This window comes from Salmonella sp. SA14318 (genome assembly GCF_029866905.1).
GTDB classification, from domain to species: domain Bacteria; phylum Pseudomonadota; class Gammaproteobacteria; order Enterobacterales; family Enterobacteriaceae; genus Salmonella; species Salmonella enterica.
Map to the genome: position 1 here is coordinate 3,571,324 of NZ_CP123282.1, position 19,416 is coordinate 3,590,739.

At 53.8% G+C, this 19,416-nt stretch carries 19 protein-coding genes and 1 tRNA gene; 9 read left to right on the forward strand and 11 right to left on the reverse strand.

Features of this window, described 5'->3' with window-relative positions; translation table 11 throughout:
* Positions 1-9 precede the first annotated feature (9 nt).
* The 6 genes from QEN32_RS17150 to tssH form a co-directional block, all read right to left on the reverse strand.
* The gene (locus QEN32_RS17150) at positions 10-495 is read right to left on the reverse strand and encodes an Hcp family type VI secretion system effector (protein WP_000312802.1); all 486 of its coding nucleotides are present in this window, start codon (positions 493-495) and stop codon (positions 10-12) included.
* 236 nt (positions 496-731) lie between these two features.
* Positions 732-1,157, reverse strand: a complete 426-nt coding sequence (locus QEN32_RS17155) for an STY0301 family protein (protein ID WP_001171576.1) — start codon at positions 1,155-1,157, stop codon at positions 732-734.
* Positions 1,129-1,530: a BPSL0067 family protein gene (locus QEN32_RS17160; RefSeq protein ID WP_001147175.1), complete on the reverse strand. Its 402-nt coding sequence runs from the start codon at positions 1,528-1,530 to the stop codon at positions 1,129-1,131. The genes QEN32_RS17155 and QEN32_RS17160 overlap by 29 nt, the downstream gene beginning before the upstream one ends.
* A gap of 52 nt (positions 1,531-1,582) precedes the next feature.
* Positions 1,583-3,091, reverse strand: coding sequence for a type VI secretion system contractile sheath large subunit (tssC, locus tag QEN32_RS17165; RefSeq protein WP_000013884.1), 1,509 nt, complete (start codon positions 3,089-3,091; stop codon positions 1,583-1,585).
* Between the two features lie 23 nt (positions 3,092-3,114).
* A complete protein-coding gene (gene tssB, locus QEN32_RS17170; RefSeq protein ID WP_000996815.1) occupies positions 3,115-3,657 on the reverse strand; it encodes a type VI secretion system contractile sheath small subunit in 543 nt (180 codons plus the stop codon).
* 99 nt (positions 3,658-3,756) lie between these two features.
* Positions 3,757-6,396 (reverse strand): type VI secretion system ATPase TssH, encoded by a 2,640-nt coding sequence (tssH, locus tag QEN32_RS17175; protein ID WP_039519393.1) that lies wholly within the window; start codon positions 6,394-6,396, stop codon positions 3,757-3,759.
* Positions 6,397-6,763: 367 nt separating this feature from the next.
* On the opposite strand from tssH, the gene tagK reads away from it, so the two are divergent.
* From tagK to QEN32_RS17205, 6 genes are read left to right on the forward strand one after another with little or no spacing between them, the layout of a single operon-like run.
* Positions 6,764-7,666, forward strand: coding sequence for a type VI secretion system-associated protein TagK (gene tagK, locus QEN32_RS17180; RefSeq protein WP_131045529.1), 903 nt, complete (start codon positions 6,764-6,766; stop codon positions 7,664-7,666).
* The gene (locus QEN32_RS17185; RefSeq protein ID WP_000750546.1) at positions 7,653-8,477 is read left to right on the forward strand and encodes a type VI secretion system accessory protein TagJ; all 825 of its coding nucleotides are present in this window, start codon (positions 7,653-7,655) and stop codon (positions 8,475-8,477) included. The genes tagK and QEN32_RS17185 overlap by 14 nt, the downstream gene beginning before the upstream one ends.
* A complete protein-coding gene (tssE, locus tag QEN32_RS17190; RefSeq protein WP_000108007.1) occupies positions 8,474-8,968 on the forward strand; it encodes a type VI secretion system baseplate subunit TssE in 495 nt (164 codons plus the stop codon). The genes QEN32_RS17185 and tssE overlap by 4 nt, the downstream gene beginning before the upstream one ends.
* Before the next feature lie 15 nt (positions 8,969-8,983).
* Entirely contained in the window at positions 8,984-10,867 is a 1,884-nt protein-coding gene (gene tssF / locus QEN32_RS17195; protein WP_047607708.1) for a type VI secretion system baseplate subunit TssF, read from the forward strand.
* Positions 10,864-11,859 carry a type VI secretion system baseplate subunit TssG gene (gene tssG / locus QEN32_RS17200; RefSeq protein WP_039589904.1) on the forward strand — a complete coding sequence of 332 codons (996 nt, stop codon included), beginning with the start codon at positions 10,864-10,866 and terminating at the stop codon, positions 11,857-11,859. Before tssF ends, tssG begins: the two co-directional genes overlap by 4 nt.
* A gap of 10 nt (positions 11,860-11,869) precedes the next feature.
* Positions 11,870-12,925: an ImpA family type VI secretion system protein gene (locus QEN32_RS17205; RefSeq protein WP_265321862.1), complete on the forward strand. Its 1,056-nt coding sequence runs from the start codon at positions 11,870-11,872 to the stop codon at positions 12,923-12,925.
* A gap of 322 nt (positions 12,926-13,247) precedes the next feature.
* Here the strand turns inward: QEN32_RS17205 and QEN32_RS17210 are convergent.
* Together QEN32_RS17210 and dnaQ are read right to left on the reverse strand one after the other, a co-directional pair.
* Positions 13,248-13,324: transfer RNA gene (locus tag QEN32_RS17210), tRNA-Asp, on the reverse strand.
* A gap of 133 nt (positions 13,325-13,457) precedes the next feature.
* Positions 13,458-14,189, reverse strand: coding sequence for a DNA polymerase III subunit epsilon (dnaQ, locus tag QEN32_RS17215; RefSeq protein WP_001670675.1), 732 nt, complete (start codon positions 14,187-14,189; stop codon positions 13,458-13,460).
* Positions 14,190-14,252: 63 nt separating this feature from the next.
* On the opposite strand from dnaQ, the gene rnhA reads away from it, so the two are divergent.
* Positions 14,253-14,720: a ribonuclease HI gene (gene rnhA, locus QEN32_RS17220; protein ID WP_000917872.1), complete on the forward strand. Its 468-nt coding sequence runs from the start codon at positions 14,253-14,255 to the stop codon at positions 14,718-14,720.
* Here rnhA and QEN32_RS17225 read toward each other — a convergent pair.
* Complete coding sequence (locus QEN32_RS17225) at positions 14,717-15,439, reverse strand: class I SAM-dependent methyltransferase (RefSeq protein ID WP_000801238.1); 723 nt, start codon at positions 15,437-15,439, stop codon at positions 14,717-14,719. The genes rnhA and QEN32_RS17225 overlap by 4 nt on opposite strands.
* A 34-nt stretch (positions 15,440-15,473) precedes the next feature.
* Here QEN32_RS17225 and gloB point away from each other — a divergent pair, with 34 nt between their 5' ends.
* Both gloB and mltD read left to right on the forward strand, forming a co-directional pair.
* Positions 15,474-16,229 (forward strand): hydroxyacylglutathione hydrolase, encoded by a 756-nt coding sequence (gloB, locus tag QEN32_RS17230; RefSeq protein WP_001052773.1) that lies wholly within the window; start codon positions 15,474-15,476, stop codon positions 16,227-16,229.
* 71 nt (positions 16,230-16,300) lie between these two features.
* A complete protein-coding gene (mltD, locus tag QEN32_RS17235; RefSeq protein ID WP_000644706.1) occupies positions 16,301-17,668 on the forward strand; it encodes a murein transglycosylase D in 1,368 nt (455 codons plus the stop codon).
* 55 nt (positions 17,669-17,723) lie between these two features.
* Here mltD and QEN32_RS17240 read toward each other — a convergent pair whose 3' ends face one another.
* A complete protein-coding gene (locus QEN32_RS17240; RefSeq protein ID WP_000207236.1) occupies positions 17,724-18,494 on the reverse strand; it encodes a class I SAM-dependent methyltransferase in 771 nt (256 codons plus the stop codon).
* Positions 18,495-18,571: 77 nt separating this feature from the next.
* Positions 18,572-19,372 carry an endonuclease/exonuclease/phosphatase family protein gene (locus tag QEN32_RS17245; protein ID WP_001230970.1) on the reverse strand — a complete coding sequence of 267 codons (801 nt, stop codon included), beginning with the start codon at positions 19,370-19,372 and terminating at the stop codon, positions 18,572-18,574.
* Between the last annotated feature and the right edge of the window lie 44 nt (positions 19,373-19,416).

Consider the following 19,416-nt stretch of genomic DNA (forward strand, 5'->3'; position numbering starts at 1 on the left):
AAACAGCCGTTAAATTTCTTTGTTCGCCTTGAAGTCGTAACCTGCGGTGATAGTGCCGCCGCTGCCGCCCTGCTGGTTCTGCACCACGTATTCCTGTTTCACAGTGCTGAAAGAAAGCTCGACCGTTTCACGGGAGGCGATTTCACCATCGTGGCTGCCGCTCGGAGAAACCACGGCGACAATCAGGTCGGTGAAGGTATACTTGAGGTACTCCAGCGGATTGCCGCCAGCCTTACGCATAACCAGAATGGCCTGCGGAATGTGCTTGCCGGAGGCGCAGTATTTGAACAGGTTCGGGCTGGCGCGGTCGATATAGTGATCAAAATCCAGGTTGGTGACGGAGACCTTACCGGAGCCGAGGCCGCTACCGGCGTGCATGGTGGATTCCTGATGGATATTCCAGCGCCAGCTCAGTACTTCAATTTCATTTTTGTGTTTGTCATCCATCGACTCACCGTCGATGCCGTCAATTTTCAGAAAAATGTCATAAGCCATTTTTATATCCTTATTAAGTTTTACTTAAAATAAACCTGGTTTATCCTGATAATTTGCGCAGAAATAAACCGTTGCCGTACAGAATCCCCTTCCCCGTAATTTCAGGAGAACAGAAGGCTGTCTTTTTCCGTTGCCAATATTATTGAAGTATTTACTTCACGAATAAATCTTAAACATTAACAGGCATCTTTTATGCGTATTCTGGCATCAGAGTATTCATATAAAGATTATATATTTTATTTACAAATCAATTTTGCCGGTAAGACATCCGGGCTCCAGCATGTCGCGACCGTTCCCTGAACTTTTCTGGCAAGCAGAACAGCCCACTGTCCATAACTACATGAGAACCAGATCCCCCGGCGATTATCCTCCGGGTCTATCTCCCACAGACGCCCCTTTTTCCCATCAACGACTGCATCTTCACCTTTCAGATCTGCCTGCTCTTTGGGATCGCCAGACGAAAGAAAACCACCATCATTCAACATACGCGCTGCACGGGATGAGACATTCCATCCTTCCGCTGAGGAAATTATTGGAGCCTGAGAAAAATGAATAACCGCAGGGCAGACAATCTCATCGGCATGAACAACTATTACCGGAAGTAACCACAGAATGCCCCCGACAATACAGGTGCTATTCAACGATAAAATAGGCTTCTGCATTATTACTCATCCTTATATAAGTCCCGTCACTACGAACACTTCCATTATGCAACTTTCTTATATAACGTTTGGACACACGGGGTTTTGCGATATCATCTTTCCATTGATCCATCACCCATATCCCGCCAGCATCTTGCCCCAGAAAAAATGCAGCATGGTTGCCACTATTGTGGTTCGGATATCGCCCATTCACAAAAGTAGCGATAACTGTCCCGACTTCAATGTTTTTGTTTCCAAATACTGCGGCCCCTTGCTGCCATGTACTCGTTTGTCCTACTCGTATATAGTGTTGAATAAGTTCAACACACTGATGGTGGTTTCCTACCTTTTCTGTATCCTGTAAAGCCTTTGCATTAGCATAAACATATGGCATATATTCTCTTAATATCCTCTGATATTATTTATATATTCACAAAATAAATGCATCAGGCATTGCCCTGCTTCACTGACGGCAGTTTTGTCACCAGGCGCAGCGATCCCGTCAGCCCTTCAAGCTGGAAATGCGGACGCAGGAAGAATTTCGCGTCGTAATAACCTGGATTGCCTTCGACCTCTTCCACCACTACTTCAGCGGCAGCCAGCGGACGACGGGCTTTAGTTTCTTGCGAGGAGTTCACCGGATCGGCGTCGACATAATTCATAATCCATTCATTTAGCCAGCGCTGCATATCCTCACGCTCTTTAAAGGAACCGATTTTGTCGCGGACGATACATTTGAGGAAGTGAGCGAAGCGCGAGCAGGCGAACAGGTACGGTAGACGGGCAGACAGGTTAGCGTTGGCCGTCGCGTCCGGATCGTAGTATTCCTGTGGTTTTTGCAGCGACTGTGCACCGATAAAGGCGGCATAGTCTGAGTTTTTACGGTGGATCAACGGGATAAAACCGTTTTTCGCCAGTTCAGCCTCGCGGCGGTCAGAGATGGCGATTTCGGTCGGGCATTTCATGTCCACGCCGCCATCGTCAGTCGGGAAGGTATGGCAGGGAAGATTTTCCACCGCACCGCCTGATTCCACACCGCGAATCAACGTACACCAGCCGTAGTGTTTGAAGGAACGGTTGATGTTTACGCCCATCGCGTAGGCCGCGTTGCTCCAGACGTATTTAGTATGGTCAGAACCATCCGCATCTTCTTCAAAATCAAACTCGTCCACCGGGTTGGTTTTTGCGCCATACGGCAGGCGGGCAAGAAAACGCGGCATCGTCAGGCCAATATAACGGGAGTCTTCGCTAGCCCGCAGCGAGTTCCACGGCGCATATTCCAGGTTCTGGGTGACGATTTTGGTCAGGTCGCGGGGATTCGCCAGCTCCTGCCAGGAGTCCATTTGCAGTACCGAGGGGGAAGCCCCGGCAATAAACGGCGCATGGGCCGACGCGGCGACTTTGGCGATAGAGCCAAGCAGATCCACATCGGGTGGTGTATGGTCGAAGTAATAATCCGCAATGATACAGCCATAAGGTTCGCCGCCTAACTGGCCGTATTCAGCTTCATACAGTTTCTTGAACATCGGGCTTTGATCCCAGGCGATGCCCTTGTAACGCTTCATGTTGCGCCGCAATTCATCTTTTGACAGATTCATGAAGCGAATTTTCAGCTTTTCGTCGGTCTCGGTGTTGTAAACCAGATGCTCCATACCGCGCCACGAGGATTCCAGCTTCTGCCAGTCGGGATGTTGCAGGATCAGTTTGATCTGTTCGGTCAGTTTAAAGTCGATCTGAGCAATAATAGCGCTGATGCTTTTATAGGCGTCATCGCTGACGGTGATCGTGTTCGCCAGCGCCTGTTGCGCCAGCGTCTGCACCGCGGCTTCCACAGCTTTTGCCGCCTGGGTAGTCTTGGGTCGGAAGGCCTGATTCAGCAACGCATCAAATTCACCGGATGCGGAGACGGTATCCTGAGCAACCGCGTCGGTTGCCTGCATATTACTGTTTGCCATGAAAATTCCTTAAAAATTCGACGTTATTCCGCTGATTCATTATCCGCTGACACACCTTGCTGGGTAGCGGCCGGTTTCGGCGCATTCGCCAGCGTTTTCAGCAGAGTCGGGTCCTGCAACAGTTTATTGACCAGATTTTCCGCCCCGGCCTTGCCATCCATGTAGGTCTGGAGGTTCGCCAGTTGGGTGCGGGCTTCCAGTAACTGGTTCAGGGCGTCCACCTTGCGGGCAATCTGTGCCGGCGAAAAGTCGTCCATATTTTCCAGCGTGATATCGACCATCAACTGACCTTCACCCGTCAGCGTATTCGGCACAGCGAACGCCACGCGCGGCGCAATGGCTTTCATGCGCTCATTGAAGTTATCAATATCAATATCGAGGAATTTGCGATCCGTCACCGGCGGCAGTTCTTCACGCGGTTTCCCGGCCAGATCGGCCAGCACCGCCATCACGAACGGCAGCTCGATTTTTTTCTCAGAGCCGTAAATCTCTACGTCATATTCAATCTGCACGCGCGGCGCGCGGTTGCGCGCGATGAATTTCTGCGCGCTATTGTTGATAGCCATAATCCTTCATTTCCTTTTTAGTCAACTGGTTGCCGCAAGGGGAGCGGTATACCGGTACAGTTTTTAAAATCGCACTACGGACACTTCGAACGGCCGGTTTCAGCAAACGATCTCAAAAACAATCTGCTCATCACCATTAACGCCGATATCAATTTGCCTGATAGCGGCTTTTTCCGTCATGGCCTGCAACCAGTAGCGCGACAGTTGCGGCAGGATGTGCTGTTCGATGTAGCCAATCAGCAACCGCGCGCCCGTTTCATGCATTGGACAGCACGCCACAATATGTGCGACCAGTTCCTCGCTATACGTCAGCGTCACGCCGTGCTGTTCACCCATCCGCGCCACCAGCCGGTCAAGGTGCAGACGGGCAATCACGCCACGCGACGTTTCGTCCAGCGGCAGGTAAGGGATCACCGTCACGCGGCCCAGAAATGCCGCCGGGAAATGCTTGCGTAATTCCGGCATTAGCGCCTCTTTAAGCCCCGTAGCATCGGGCATTAAGGCCGGATCTTCACACATCTGGCTGATGAGGTCGGAACCCACGTTGGTGGTGAGTAATAGCGTGGTGTTTTTGAAATCGACATGTGTTCCCTCACCGTCCTCCATCCCGCCCTTGTCAAACACCTGATAGAAGAGTTCATGGACGTCATGGTGCGCTTTTTCGATCTCGTCGAGCAGCACTACGCTCCAGGGGTGGCGACGCACCGCTTCCGTCAGCACACCACCCTCGCCATAGCCCACATAGCCGGGGGGCGCGCCTTTCAGCGTGGAAACGGTGTGAGCCTCCTGGAACTCGCTCATATTGATGGTAATCAGGTTCTGCTCACCGCCGTAGATAGCCTCCGCCAGCGCCAGCGCGGTTTCGGTTTTACCGACACCGGACGGCCCGGCCAGCATAAACACGCCCACCGGTTTGCGTGGATCGCCCAGTCCCGCCCTGGCGGTCTGAATACGTTCACCAATCTGCGCCAGCGCGCCGTCTTGCCCGGTAACGCGTTGCGCCAGTCGGGCAGGAAGTTCCAGCACCTGGCTGGCCTCATCTTTCACCATGCGCCCGGCAGGAATACCGGTCCAGTCGGCGACAATCGCCGCGACCACCGCCGCGCTGACTTCCGGGAACACCACCGGCGCGTCACCCTGCCACTCCCTTAGCGCCGTTTCGGCCTGTTGCAGCGTGGTTTTGTCATCAGCATCTGACTCTGCGAGACGCAGTTCCTGCAACGTATGTACCAGTTCCAGCTCCCGCTGCCAGCGGGATTCGGATGCAGTCAGTTCATCGTTGAGCGAGAAAATTCGCGCCGTCAGCGCATCGCGCCGCTCATCTGACTGAATCCCCATTTTTTCCTGCTTCTGCAACAGCGACCGTTCCATTTCCGCCGCTTTTAGCTGCTGGCGCAGGAACTGTACGCTGGCAGGCGGCGTGTGCAGCGTCAGCGCCACGCGGGCTGCGGCGGTATCCAGCAGGCTGATAGCCTTATCCGGCAACTGCCGGGCGGGAATGTAGCGGTGAGAAAGCTGTACCGCCGCACGTACCGCCTCATCCAGAATCAGTACGTTGTGGTGTTTTTCCAGCGTATCCACCAGACCACGTACCATTTCCATTGCGGGGATCTCTTCCGGTTCGGCAATCTGCAACACCTGAAAACGCCGGGTCAGCGCCGGATCTTTCTCAATATGGCGCTTGTATTCGCTCCAGGTGGTGGCGCCGATAGTCCGCAGGGTGCCGCGCGCCAGCGCCGGTTTCAGCAGGTTAGCGGCATCGCCCGTGCCGGATGCGCCGCCCGCGCCCACCAGAGTGTGAACTTCATCGACAAACAGAATAACCGGCTGCGGCGAGCGCCCGGCCTCTTCCAGTAACCCTTTCAGACGCGATTCAAACTCGCCTTTCATGCTGGCTCCGGCCAACAGAGCGCCAACGTCCAGCGCCAGCAGCCGTACTTCCCGCAGCGCGGGCGGCACTTCCCCCTGCGCAATCGCGAGGGCAAAACCTTCGACGACCGCCGTCTTTCCGACGCCCGCCTCACCAGTCAGTAGTGGATTATTCTGGCGACGGCGCAGCAGAATATCCGTCATGGTGCGGATTTCATGCTCACGCCCCGTCACCGGGTCGATTTTGCCGTCGCGCGCCTGTGCCGTCATGTCCTGACAGTATTTTGCCAGCGCGGATTTACCGTCCTGCCCGCCGTTGGGAATCGCCTGACTGCTTTCACCGGGAATGGCTGATGCCAGGCCGGAGCCGTCGTAAGGGCGCTCCTGCGCTTCCGGCGATGTTTCGATCAACGAGGGCAGTATTTCCGTCAGTTCATCAACCGGAAGCGTGGCCAGCGGCGCGCAGATACTGCTCAGTACCCGACGCAGTTCTGGCGTGGTCAACAAGGCCAGCAGCAACCAGCCGCTGCGAATTTTGTTATCGCCGTAACGGACGCTCGCCAGCATCCAGGCCTTTTCAACGCTGAGATCGATATGGTGAGAAAAATCACTAATGGCGCTGGCCCCGGCGGGCAGCATATCCAGTTGCCGGAGTAACGCTTTCTCCACATCAGAAAGAGGGATCTGGTAATGCCGAAGAACGTGGAGAATATCGTTATCGGGCTGCTGTGTTAACTGGTGCAGCCAGTGAGTCAGCTCAACCCAGGGATTAGAGCGTAGTTTGCAAAATGCCGTTGCCGATTCCAGCGACCGGAATAGTGGGCCGGCCAGTTTTCCATACAACGCACTGCGTGAAACAGGAGTTTCCATGTGTTATGCCTTGTGACATAAAAATTCATAAAAATAATGCATCAATGCATATAAATATATAAACAATTCTTTATTGATAGCCTCGAAAAAATATCGAAACAAAACAATGATACAGATCAGGGACTAATTAGCAACTAAGCCGTTAATATTAAATAATCAATGAACAGCAAGATAAAAATCGCAATTGCAGAATTAAAAGAAATAATATTTCAAAAAAGACATCTATGCATACAACAATGCATTCACGACGAAAATAATAAAAAGGGTGTCATCAATAATGACTCTCTATGAATTTAGTTAAAATTATTTATGAATTAAAACTCCCTAAACGTTTCCTCCAGAAAAATAAATACATTTAAGGGACATAATGAAACAAGACATGTGGGAATTACGGAAAATACAGTCGCAGGGTATAACGGATAACGCACAGTATCCCGCAGGGACATACATCGTATTTACTACCGCAGCCCCCTACATTCCGCTTTTTGAGCAACATGGGAAAGACGATATCGCGCTCAGTCTTGTTCGCCACGAAGAGGCGTGGTGGATTGTTAATCACTCTGATGAACTGTGCTGTGCCGTCAATGAGCAGGTGATGGAACCTCATCACCGTATGCGGCTGAATGATGGAGATACGATTGAATGGGGTCTGTCATCCTGGTGCCTTGCCCGCACCAATGATGAGTCCCGTCCCGATGTTTCGTTTCCTCAGTTGGTTCAGTCATCTGAATCCGTTGCTGAGTACCTGGATCTGGACTGGTTTAAACAACAACAGCTCAATCCGCAGAACCCGTTCGATATTATTCCCGTCCGGGAAACCGCATCCTCTTACACCGGCCATGAAGCGGATAGCACGCTACACCAGCTTTACCAGGAATATCAGCAGGCATTGCGGCCCTCCGGGCAGGAAAAGCCCCTCAGTGATAAACCGTTTCCCCGAAATGAAGACGCTGTCACCCAGGATTTGACGTCGTTATACGATAAAAAGGGCGACACCGACACGTTACAGGATATGGTGGCAGGCGCGCCCGGTATTGATGCCATTCTGGATACGCTGGACACGACCGGTGAGGGTGAAATGCACTGGCTGGCGATGGAATCAATGCCCGATATCCTGCAACTGCTCTCGCCGGAACAGGCGGGGAAAACCGCACATAGCGAGATACTGCCCGATCTGACCCGCCGCGAGCATCGTATTATTGGCATCGATAGCCACTACCGAATCACTCCGACACAGAAAAATGGAAATACCGCCCATGAAAAAAACTGACACGCTTCCTGCTACCCTGTCCGCGCTGCTACAGGAATACTCTATTGCGGAGGGGATTCAGATGGCGGAGCAGCAGGTTCGGGAAAATCCGGCGAAAGCGCTCTGCCGCCACAGCCTGTTTCAGTTGCTGTGTGTGGCCGGAGACTGGTCGCGGGCGCTACACCAGCTTCAGCTATGCGCCAGGATGGAGGCCAATTATACCCAGGAGGCCCGGCTGTACCGGGAGCTGGTTCGCTGCGAAATGTTCCGCCACACCGTTTTTCAGGGTGAACAACGACCAGGTTTTCTTCTGCCGCAGCCCGTTTGGGTGGAGTCACTGCTGGCGGCACTCGCCTGTCATGACGATACCGGTGAGGTTGATAAACACCGTAATACCGCACTGGAAGCCATAACAGACACGGGCGGGCAGTGGAACGGCGGCGCGTTTGACTGGGCGAGCGACAGCGATTCCCGCCTTGGCCCGGTACTTGAGCTGGTCACCGGCGGCGTGTATATCTGGCTACCGTTTTCGCAAATACGCTCGCTGGAATCGCCGCAACCGACGCGCCTGACCGATCTGCTGTGGAAACCCATTAATATCACCCTGATGAATGGCGATACGCACGGCGCCTGGCTCTTTACCCGTTACAGCGGTTCGGAAAGTGCATCTGACGCCCTGCGTCTGTGCCGGGAAACCGCCTGGCAGGACGGCCCCGGCGAAACCACCGTGCGGGCGCTGGGGCAGAAAGTGTGGCTGACCAGCCACGGCGATATCAGCCTGCTGGACATGGCCCATTGTACCTTTCATGCTCAGGAAAACGATGGCGCATGAGCACGTCTCGTTTTACACCCGCTAACCACCTGCTGCCCACCCTATTTGATCGGCTGTGTGACAATGCTCCGTATCAGAAAATTGACCGGGATATCAGCGTCACGCCGGTACAACTGAAGGAGATCATTCGTCGGGATCTCTCCTTTTTGCTCAATACCATTAGCCACGAGGGTGACATCGACGCCCGGCGCTATCCGCAGGCGGCGGCGTCAGTGCTCAACTATGGCCTGCCGCCGCTGGCGGGCAGCTTTATGTATGAGCATAAGTGGGACGATATCAGCGAGGCGATCCGGCGCGCCATTATCCGTTTCGAACCCCGGCTGAACGCCGCCACACTCAGGGTCACGCCCTTGCTCGATAAAACCCGGCAGGGTAGCTATAACACGCTACAGTTTGAAATTCGCGGACAAATTCTGACGCAGCCGTATCCCACGGAGTTTCTGGTACGCAGCGCGCTGGATATGGAACTGAGCCGCATTACGTTCTTTTAATACAGGGCATTATTCATGGATCCACGGCTACTGGAGTATTACAACCGCGAACTGAGCTACCTGCGGGAGACCGGTGCTGAGTTCGCCACCCTCCATCCCAAAATTGCCGCCCGACTGGGGATGCAGGGAAGCGATATTGCCGACCCGTATGTGGAACGCATGATCGAGGCGTTCAGCTTTCTGAGCGCCCGCACTCAGCTAAAAATTGACGCCGAGTTTCCCCGCTTCACACAGCGGTTACTGGAAGTCGTCAGCCCCAATTACGTCACCCCCACGCCATCGATGGCAGTGGTAAAGCTGTATCCCGATACGCAGGAAGGCGACCTGGCGAAAGGGGTCACCGTGCCGCGCGATACCGCGTTCGTTTCCCCCATCCCGGAAGGCGAAAATACCGCCTGCCAGTTTCGCAGCAGCCAGGACGTCACGCTGTGGCCGCTTTCCATCGAGGAGGTACGCCTGACCGCCGCGCCGCCGGATATGCCCGCCCTGCACCGCTATCTGCCGCCTAATATTCATGTCGCCGGGGCATTGCGCATCACCCTGCGAACCTTCGGGGAACTGACTTTCAGCGAGCTGGCCGGTCCGGCACGGCTGCCCTTTTACCTCTGCGGCGAAGAACGCATTGCGTCACACCTGTTTGAGCTGCTGCATACCAGCGCCGTCGCCACACTGGCCGGTGAACCCGGTCACTTTGACGGCGAACTGAATGTGAATCTTCAACACCCGGTGGCGCACGAAGGGCTGGAGCCAGGGCAGGGGCTGCTGCCGCTCGCCTGGAACGTGTTTCACGGCCATAATCTGCTGCATGAATTTTTCGCCTGTCCGGAACGGTTTTACTTCTTCACCCCGACCGGATTGTCTGCCGGGTTACAAAAGGTGCAGGGCAATGTGGCGGAAATTGTCATACTGCTTAACCGCCTGCCGCCGGACTGGCTGATTCATCAGACGGACGCTGCACAGTTCAGCCTGTTCTGTACGCCGGTGATCAACCTGTTTCCCCGCACCACCACCCGGATTGAAGTTACTCACAGCGTGACGGAACAGCATCTGGTGGTGGATCGTACCCGTCCGCTGGATTACGAGGTGTTTTCTGTTCAGGAAGTCGAAGGCCTGGAAGCGGAAACCACACGGAAGATGATTTTTCGTCCGCTGTATCACACCCGTAATAATGACGAAGGCAACCACGGGCGTTATTTTTCACTGCGTCGTGAGCCGCGCCGCTCGTCAGAAAACGCCCGCCGCTATGGCACCCGAACCCCCTATACCGGCTCGGAAGTCTTCCTGTCGCTGGTTGATCAGCATGAAGCGCCCTACCCGGAAAATCTGCGCCATATCACCGTCACGGCAATGGTGACTAACCGCGATCTGCCCTGCCTTATTCCACGTAATGGCCGGGATGATCTGACCGTAGATGCGGCGATTCCGGTGGCGGGCGTGGGTCTTATCAGACCGCCGCGCCCGCCGCAGCCGCCGCTGGCTGAACGCGAAATGGCCTGGCGGCTGATCCGGCAGTTGTCGTTTAATTATCTGCCGCTGGCCGATCTGGATCACCGCACCGGCGGCCAGGCGCTGCGCGATCTGCTGAATCTGTTTATTCCGGCTCACGACAGCCCGCAGTCGCGCCAGGTGCGCAGCCTGATTGGCTGCAAAACCACCCCGGTGACCCGCCGCCTGCCCGGCTCCGGCCTGTTGGTCTATGGCCGGGGCGTCAGTTGCGAACTGACCGTGGACGAAGAAGGATTTTCCGGTATCAGTCCTTACCTGTTCGGTCTGGTGCTGGAACACTATATTGCCCGCCATGTTTCCATTAATACCTTCTCGCAGATGACGCTGCACTCGATGCAACGCGGGCATGTCATGACCTGGCCGGTCAGAACCGGGCAACGGGGGAGCGTATGACCGGCGCTCTCAACCAGGCGCAGAAAACCCCCTGGCGTTACGGATTCCTGAACCTGATGCGGCGCGTGGATGCCCAGCTCTGTGATACTCCGGCAGGCAGTACCTGGCAGCCACGGATGGAAAAATTCCGTCTGGGACAGACGCCGACGATGACCTTTGCGCCACGGGAAATCGCCCAGGTCAGCTGGCAGGATGGACGCCTGCACCTGAGCCTGTACAGCCTCGGACTATGGGGGCCAAACGGCCCGTTGCCGCTGCACTATACCGAGCTGGCACTGAACCGCTCAGAGAGCCGTCACGATCCGACGCTGGTTCATTTTTCCAATATTTTTCACCACCGCTGGCTGACGCAGTTCTGGCAGGCATGGCGCAGCGCCCAGTCCGCTGGTGGCGGGCTGGACAAACCGGAACACGACCGTTTTGCGTTTTATATCGCCAGTCTCAGCGGGCAGGATCTACGGGAAAGCGCCGAAAGCCCGCTGTCAGATCATGTTCGCCTGGCAGCCTCCGCCCATCTGGTACGCGAATCGCGCAATCCTGACGGGCTGGCCGCCACGCTGGCACACTATTTCAGCGTACCTTTTGCGGTGAAAGAGTTCGCCCTGCACTGGATAACGGTGGCGAACGATGAAATCACCCGTCTGGGCACGCCCGCGCAGTCTTCGGTGCTGGGCAACGGGGCGCTTATCGGCCAGGCCGTACCGGATATGCAGTACAAATTCCGGCTAATTATCGGCCCGCTCACGCTGGAGGATTACCTGCGTTTTCTGCCCGGCGGCAACAATCTGCCCGTGCTGACAGAACTGGTGCGTACGTTCATTGGTTTTGAATATTGCTGGGAAATTGAGCTGCAGTTGAAGCCTCATGCCGCACCGCCTGCGGTGATCGGCGGCGCGCAGCGGCTTGGCTGGACGGCCTGGGCAGGTAAAGCCATGCATGACCGTCCGGTGACCGGCATGATTTTTGAACCTGAACACGGCTTAACCCACTGAGAGTAATGATATGGACATGTCCCTGACTAAACCGGTAAGCGCGGAACAACCCTGCGGCCCCGATCCGGAGTACGATCCGGAGTACCTGCTGCTGTTCAGCCGCGCCGCCCCCCAGGCGGAGGCGCAATATGGTGATTTTGTCAGTACGCCGGAAGCCGTGAACTGGCCGGAAATTGAGCGTGATGCGCGCCGTCTGCTCACGCGCAGTAAGGATATCCGGGTGTTGATCCTGCTGCTGCGCAGTCGCATCCAGCAGGCTGGCGCACAGGGACTGGCGGAAATGCTCACGCAACTGGCAGAACTGAGCGTAATCTGGTCTGATGCACTCCATCCACAGCTGCTTACCGGCGAAGGCGCATCCGCAGAATCTATTGAAGATGCGGCGCTGGCGCGCAGTAATGCCCTGGCGGCGCTGCTGGATCACGAAGGCGTGATGGCAGACATTCGCAGTATCACGCTGTCAAACAGTGCCGCCCTGCGCCTGCAGGTACGGGACGTGGAGCGCGCGTTATCCGCTCCCCGCCCGGCTGATGCGCTGGCCCCCGAATCCGTCCGCCAGCAACTGGCCGACCTCGAAGCCCGTGGGGCATTACCGCTGGCGGCGTTTCGCGAAGCGCAGGAAAGCGCAGAACGCCTGCAAGTGTGGGCGCGTGAGACATTAGGCGATCTGGCCCCAGATTTTTCACGCCTGCGGCAGTTGTTAGCGCTGCTGCCTGACGTGGTACAGACAACCACACCGGAAATCCCTCCGTCGCCAGCGCCAGTGCCAGACCCCGCAGGCACGGTTATGGATAATGCCATTCCGGCACGGGCAGAGAATGTGCCGCCTGTCAACGCGCCCCCCGGTATATCTATCCCACACAATGCTGAACCGGGGCCAATTCGCGATCGTAATGATGCGCTGGAACGCCTGCGGTGTATTCGTCGCTGGTTTGAGAGCAGTGAACCCAGCAGCCCAACCATCCCACTGTTACGCCAGGCTGAAAGACTGGTGGGAAAACGGTTCTCGGAGGTGATCAATGAGATCCCGGTGGAGTTGCTGGAGAAGTGGGATGCCCTGGAGTGATGATGCGCATGTCTGGCGGTTCTCCGTAATTATCTGAGTGACATCAACATTACGCAGTCTGCTACTGCGCTGAACATGTCCCGATCCCGGTTAAGCACCGCCATGAGGCCGCGCCTTAAATGTCAGTGGGATCAAAATAGCCATGACAGTGAAAGAAGTGGCGGTAATATCCTGTTCGTCATCCAGGCGTAGGCCCATTTGCATTAGATTCCACGATAGGCGGTGGAACTTCTTGAAGACGAAAAAAAAACCGTATCCCTTTTACAGTGATACGGTTTTTTTTACTTCACAGGATGTATAAAAACACCCTGAGATTTGTATCTGGCGGAACGGACGGGACTCGAACCCGCGACCCCCTGCGTGACAGGCAGGTATTCTAACCAACTGAACTACCGCTCCGTGATGTTCCCGCTGGGAACGAGGCGAATATTACGGTTTGCGGTGTCGCCCGTCAACGCTTTTTCTCACCTTTTGAATCAGTTGCTGCAAAAATCGCCCGAAGGATGATTTTTATAGCCTAAAAAGGAATAAATTATGCCCGCCAAAGGCAACTTCCGCCCTTTTTCTGCACCAGATCAAGCCGCGATTCATGCGCAGCCAGCTCTTCCTCAGAGGCAAAAACGACCCGTAACCGGCTGGCCTGGCGAACGATTCGCTGAATGGTCGCCTCACCTTGCTGCCGTTGCGTCTCTCCTTCCATCGCAAACGTCATGGACGTTTGTCCGCCCGTCATCGCCAGATACACTTCGGCAAGGATCTGGGCATCGAGCAATGCGCCGTGCAAAGTACGTTTGCTATTATCTATCTCATAACGCGAACACAGCGCATCAAGGCTGTTACGCTTGCCGGGGAACATTTTCCGCGCCAACGCCAGGCTATCGGTAACTTTGCAGAAAGTATTGGTTTTAGGAATATCGCGTTTAAGCAGACCAAACTCATAATCCATAAAGCCGATATCGAACGATGCGTTATGGATGACCAGCTCCGCGCCGCGGATATAATCGAGAAACTCATCGACCACATCAGCAAAAACCGGCTTATCCAGCAGAAACTCATCGGCAATACCGTGTACGCCAAACGCTTCCGGATCCACCAGCCGATCCGGCTTCAGGTAAACATGAAAATTGTTGCCGGTCAGACGACGGTTTATCACCTCAACCGCACCGATCTCAATAATCTTGTGACCTTCATAGTGCGCGCCTATCTGGTTCATACCGGTGGTTTCGGTATCGAGGACAATCTGTCGTGTAATTGCAGTGCTCATATCGGTCATTTATGTCAGACTTGCGTTTTGTTATCGATTTCAATTACAGGAAGTCTACCAGAGATGCTTAAACAGGTAGAAATTTTCACCGATGGCTCTTGCCTGGGGAATCCAGGGCCTGGTGGTTATGGCGCTATCTTACGCTATCGCGGTCATGAAAAAACGTTTAGTGAAGGTTACACGCTGACCACCAATAACCGTATGGAACTGATGGCGGCGATCGTCGCGCTTGAAGCGTTAAAAGAACATTGCGAAGTGACATTGAGCACCGACAGCCAATATGTGCGGCAAGGAATTACCCAATGGATTCATAACTGGAAGAAACGCGGCTGGAAAACAGCAGAAAAGAAACCCGTAAAAAATGTCGATCTGTGGAAACGTCTCGATGCTGCGTTAGGCCAGCATCAGATCAAATGGGTATGGGTCAAAGGCCATGCAGGCCATCCCGAAAACGAGCGTTGTGATGAACTGGCGCGCGCCGCGGCAATGAATCCCACGCAGGAAGATAGTGGCTACCAGGCAGAAGCTTAGCCATCCGGTTTGCGATATTGCCGGGTGGCGCCAACGGTCTGGCGGATAGGGGTTTTACTTTTATTATGTCGCAGCGGATTAAGCGTAAGCGGGATGGTCCGCTTACGGGCCACAATAAGCTGTAAACAGCCCAGCGCCGGGATATGCGTATTTAAAAGCCGCCCTCCCTGCTTTTTCCAGGGTAAGACATGAAAACGGCTATAATGTAGCACTTCAAAATTGAGTAAAGACAGCCAGTCCAGTTGCCGCATAAGGGTAAACATCCGACTATTATAGGGCGGTGTTTTACGTAAAACGGGTACCAGTTTACGTAACCCCATCAAACTCAGCGGGTTAAATCCACTGATGACCAGCCAACCGTCATCAATCAATACGCGGTCGGCTTCCCGCAATAAACGGTGCGGATCGGTACACCACGGCAAAGTATGCGCCAGCAGACAAACATCGACGGATTTATCTGCAAAAGGAAGGTGTAGCGGATCGGCCAGAACTTGCATCGGCGACCCCTGCGATGAAACATTCACCTGATGAGAGACCGCGCACGCTTCGGAATTGATTTCTGCGCTTAAATTACCGATTTTAAGCAAATGGAAACCATACATTTTTGCAAACCACGGATTGAGCTGCTGTTCCAGCGCCTCACGGTAGTAATTGCCCCAGGGCAACTCACCCCAACATCCGGGCGCAACGACAGTTTGAGAGAGCCTTGCCGGTTTCATCGCAACCTTCCGCTAATTATTTGAGAGGTAATATATGAATCTTAACAGTATTCCCGCGTTTCAGGACAATTACATCTGGGTGCTGACCAATGATGAAGGCCGCTGTGTGATTGTTGATCCCGGCGAAGCGGCCCCCGTCTTAAAGGCCATTGCTGAACATAAGTGGATGCCGGAGGCGATTTTTCTGACGCATCACCATCACGATCATGTTGGCGGAGTCAAAGAGCTGTTGCAACACTTCCCGCAAATGACGGTTTATGGACCGGCGGAAACACAAGACAAGGGAGCAACCCATCTTGTTGGCGATGGCGATACTATTCGCGTTTTAGGCGAGAAATTTACTCTTTTTGCCACGCCGGGTCACACGTTAGGACACGTCTGTTACTTTAGCCATCCTTACTTATTCTGCGGCGACACGCTGTTCTCTGGCGGCTGTGGTCGACTGTTTGAAGGCACGCCATCACAGATGTATCAGTCACTTATGAAAATTAATTCTCTGCCTGACGACACACTCATTTGCTGCGCTCACGAATACACTTTAGCTAACATTAAGTTCGCATTGAGCATACTTCCGCACGATTCGTTCATAAATGAATATTATCGTAAAGTTAAAGAGTTACGTGTAAAAAAACAAATGACATTACCCGTTATTCTTAAAAATGAGCGTAAGATTAATCTTTTTTTAAGAACTGAAGATATTGATTTAATTAACGAAATAAACAAAGAAACAATATTGCAACAACCAGAAGCGCGTTTTGCATGGTTAAGGTCAAAGAAAGACACGTTCTGATAATTCTTACTTGTCATTCGCTAACTTCGCCGTTATGATCGGTCGTCTTTTAAGCAACTATTGACACACACATGAAGGCAAAAGCGATATTACTCGCCTCTGTCCTGCTTGTGGGGTGCCAGACGTCTCAGAACACTGGCAACGTCCAACAGCACGCACAGAGCCTTTCTGCAGCTGGTCAAGGGGAAGCAGGAAAGTTTACGAGTCAGGCACGATGGATGGACGACGGAACGTCTATCGCGCCAGATCAGGACTTGTGGGCTTTCATTGGCGACGAGCTAAAGATGGGAATTCCGGAAAACAGCCGGATTCGCGAACAGAAACAGAAGTATTTACGCAATAAGAGCTATCTCCACGATGTAACTTTACGGGCAGAGCCGTATATGTACTGGATAGCGGGGCAGGTTAAGAAACGTAACATGCCTATGGAGCTGGTACTACTACCCATAGTGGAGAGCGCTTTTGATCCTCACGCAACGTCTGGCGCCAATGCCGCAGGCATCTGGCAGATCATACCGAGCACAGGGCGCAATTATGGTTTAAAGCAGACCCGTAATTATGACGCGCGTCGCGATGTTGTAGCCTCTACGACCGCCGCGTTAGACATGATGCAGCGTCTGAACAAAATGTTTGACGGCGACTGGCTGTTAACCGTTGCAGCGTATAACAGCGGCGAAGGCCGTGTTATGCGGGCAATTAAAGCAAACAAAGCGCGTGGAAAACCGACGGATTTCTGGTCGCTTTCTTTGCCCAGGGAAACGAAACTCTACGTACCTAAGATGCTGGCATTGAGTGAAATTCTCAAAAACAGCAAACGCTACGGCGTACGTCTGCCAACAACAGATGAAAGCCGAGCGCTGGCACGAGTTCGTTTAAACAGTCCAGTTGAAATGGCCCAGGTTGCGGATATGGCGGGCATGTCTATCAGCAAGCTGAAGACGTTTAATGCCGGTGTAAAAGGGTCTACCTTAGGCGTAAGCGGTCCGCAATATGTTATGGTGCCCAAAAAGCATGCCGAGCAGTTGCGTGAGTCGCTGGCTTCCGGTGAGATTGACGCCGTTCAGTCCCAACTGATCGCCGACAATACGCCGTTGAATAGCCGTAGCTATAAGGTGCGCTCTGGCGATACGCTTTCCGGTATTGCTTCGCGGCTTGGCGTAAGCACGAAGGACTTGCAGCAGTGGAACAACCTGCGTGGTTCGCGCCTGAAAATCGGGCAAAGCCTGACCGTGGGCGCTGGCAGCAGCGCGCAACGACTGGCAAACAATAGCGATAGCATTACCTATCGTGTCCGTAAAGGCGATTCGCTTTCCAGTATCGCCAGACGTCACGGGGTGAATATCAAAGATGTGATGCGCTGGAACCATGATACGGATAATCTACAACCGGGCGATCAGCTTACGTTGTTTGTGAAGGACAATAGCACGCCAGACTCCTGATATTGTCCGACGAAAAAGCCAAAAGGCGCCGCTTCCCCCGGCGCCTTTTAAATTGCTATACCGCTTTATGCGCTTCCAGCATGATAGTATCGCTGCTAAACGAGCCGTCATCCTGCAACTCAAAATAACGCTTCACCTCTACCGGGGCGCTCGCCTGATATAATCGAATCGCCTCAACCAACGGCGCTGGCGTACGCATCCGCGTTACCCATGAGCGAAACTCCAGCGATAAACGATCGGTTATCACGGTATTCGTTACCAGCATCGCGTTATTGACCATCGCCAGCCATTCGCCACTGGAATAGTTACGGACATGCGACGTGTCGCGTAACGCCTCCACCGTTTGCAGCCAGATATCGCGTACAGGATGTCCAGGCGACATGACATCCATGATAATCAGCACGCCACCGGGTTTTAATACACGATAAACCTCACGCAATGCCTGACCAACGTCGTGCCAGTGATGCGCGGAATAGCGGCTAATCACCACCTCAAACGATGCATCTTCAAAGGGCAGTTTTTCGGCATAGCCTTGCCGGAGAGTAATATTACTTAAATGTCTTTCTTCCGCCGCTCCAGCGACAACCTCAAGCATGCTGGCGGATAAATCGTATGCCACGACCGAGTTGGCATGTTGCGCAGCGACAAAACTCGCGTGTCCAGCTCCACATCCCATATCCAGTACGTTCGCGTGGGAAAAATCAGACAGCCTTTGCGCCAGCCGCGCTAAGTCACGACCCGATGCGTGAACGGCGCTATGTAAATAGGCGTTCGCCTGTGAACCAAACTGCTTTTCAACATTGTCATGGTGGGAATGCGTTGTCATGGTAGTGCCCTTCTGTTATGAGAAAAATAGAGGGCAGCACCCGCAGAGGCCTGCCCCACGGCAGACCTGACGCACCTTTATTGCTCAGGTTTGCCGGGACTGAATTCAACGAGTAGCGGATTGTGATCGGAAGCGCGCGTCACCAGTACGGAGGCTTCATTCACGTTTAAACCACGATAAAAAACAAAATCCAGCGGTCGTCCAAACGCACGACGGCGCTGATCGTCAGTGAAACGCACCTGGCGCAGCGACATCTCACGTGCAAAGCGGTACAACGCATTCATACGTGGGCGGCTCCAGGCATTAAAATCACCCGCCATAATGACAGGGCCGCTATGGTGCGCAATCTGGTCGCCGATCGGAAGTAACTGCTTACTGTACACGTCCACGCCCAGACTAAAATTTACCGCATGAACATTTACTACCATTAATAAACGGGTATCCGGCAAGGGATATACCGTCACCAGGGCTGATTTCGCCAAACGTAAAATCGGTTCTCTTTCCCGTAAAGGGCAGCAGTAAACAGGATGGGCGGCAGAAAGCGTCATGACGCCAGACGGATGCTGAGGTAGTACAAAAGCGGGAACCTGGTCGGCGGCAAGATAGTTAGCGGTGGCAAACTGTACCAGTTCAGGCGTCGTCTGTGCCTCCTGCAACAGGACCAGATGCGCATCTTTGCCGTAGTTCTTCAGCACCGATAACCATTCGGCTCGCTGCTGCTTGAATATATTCCACACGAGGATACGGATCCGCTCTTCACTGCTTAGCGGTTCCCCGGCGGGCAATGCCTGGCCGATGCTCGCAAACGACCCTGGCGGCAAAATCCGCTCGGCGGGCTGTCCGGCAACATAGCGCATCGCATAGGTATTTTTTCGCACTTTTGACTTTCAAACCTCTGTAACGTCAACCAGTCCTCAACCGG

Bases quoted from the DNA above. Each gene is read 5' to 3' on its own strand.
- QEN32_RS17150 (WP_000312802.1), bottom strand. From the start codon at position 495: ATGGCTTATGACATTTTTCTGAAAATTGACGGCATCGACGGTGAGTCG.
- QEN32_RS17155 (WP_001171576.1), bottom strand. From the start codon at position 1,157: ATGCAGAAGCCTATTTTATCGTTGAATAGCACCTGTATTGTCGGGGGC.
- QEN32_RS17160 (WP_001147175.1), bottom strand. From the start codon at position 1,530: ATGCCATATGTTTATGCTAATGCAAAGGCTTTACAGGATACAGAAAAG.
- tssC (WP_000013884.1), bottom strand. From the start codon at position 3,091: ATGGCAAACAGTAATATGCAGGCAACCGACGCGGTTGCTCAGGATACC.
- tssB (WP_000996815.1), bottom strand. From the start codon at position 3,657: ATGGCTATCAACAATAGCGCGCAGAAATTCATCGCGCGCAACCGCGCG.
- tssH (WP_039519393.1), bottom strand. From the start codon at position 6,396: ATGGAAACTCCTGTTTCACGCAGTGCGTTGTATGGAAAACTGGCCGGC.
- tagK (WP_131045529.1), top strand. From the start codon at position 6,764: ATGAAACAAGACATGTGGGAATTACGGAAAATACAGTCGCAGGGTATA.
- QEN32_RS17185 (WP_000750546.1), top strand. From the start codon at position 7,653: ATGAAAAAAACTGACACGCTTCCTGCTACCCTGTCCGCGCTGCTACAG.
- tssE (WP_000108007.1), top strand. From the start codon at position 8,474: ATGAGCACGTCTCGTTTTACACCCGCTAACCACCTGCTGCCCACCCTA.
- tssF (WP_047607708.1), top strand. From the start codon at position 8,984: ATGGATCCACGGCTACTGGAGTATTACAACCGCGAACTGAGCTACCTG.
- tssG (WP_039589904.1), top strand. From the start codon at position 10,864: ATGACCGGCGCTCTCAACCAGGCGCAGAAAACCCCCTGGCGTTACGGA.
- QEN32_RS17205 (WP_265321862.1), top strand. From the start codon at position 11,870: ATGGACATGTCCCTGACTAAACCGGTAAGCGCGGAACAACCCTGCGGC.
- dnaQ (WP_001670675.1), bottom strand. From the start codon at position 14,189: ATGAGCACTGCAATTACACGACAGATTGTCCTCGATACCGAAACCACC.
- rnhA (WP_000917872.1), top strand. From the start codon at position 14,253: ATGCTTAAACAGGTAGAAATTTTCACCGATGGCTCTTGCCTGGGGAAT.
- QEN32_RS17225 (WP_000801238.1), bottom strand. From the start codon at position 15,439: ATGAAACCGGCAAGGCTCTCTCAAACTGTCGTTGCGCCCGGATGTTGG.
- gloB (WP_001052773.1), top strand. From the start codon at position 15,474: ATGAATCTTAACAGTATTCCCGCGTTTCAGGACAATTACATCTGGGTG.
- mltD (WP_000644706.1), top strand. From the start codon at position 16,301: ATGAAGGCAAAAGCGATATTACTCGCCTCTGTCCTGCTTGTGGGGTGC.
- QEN32_RS17240 (WP_000207236.1), bottom strand. From the start codon at position 18,494: ATGACAACGCATTCCCACCATGACAATGTTGAAAAGCAGTTTGGTTCA.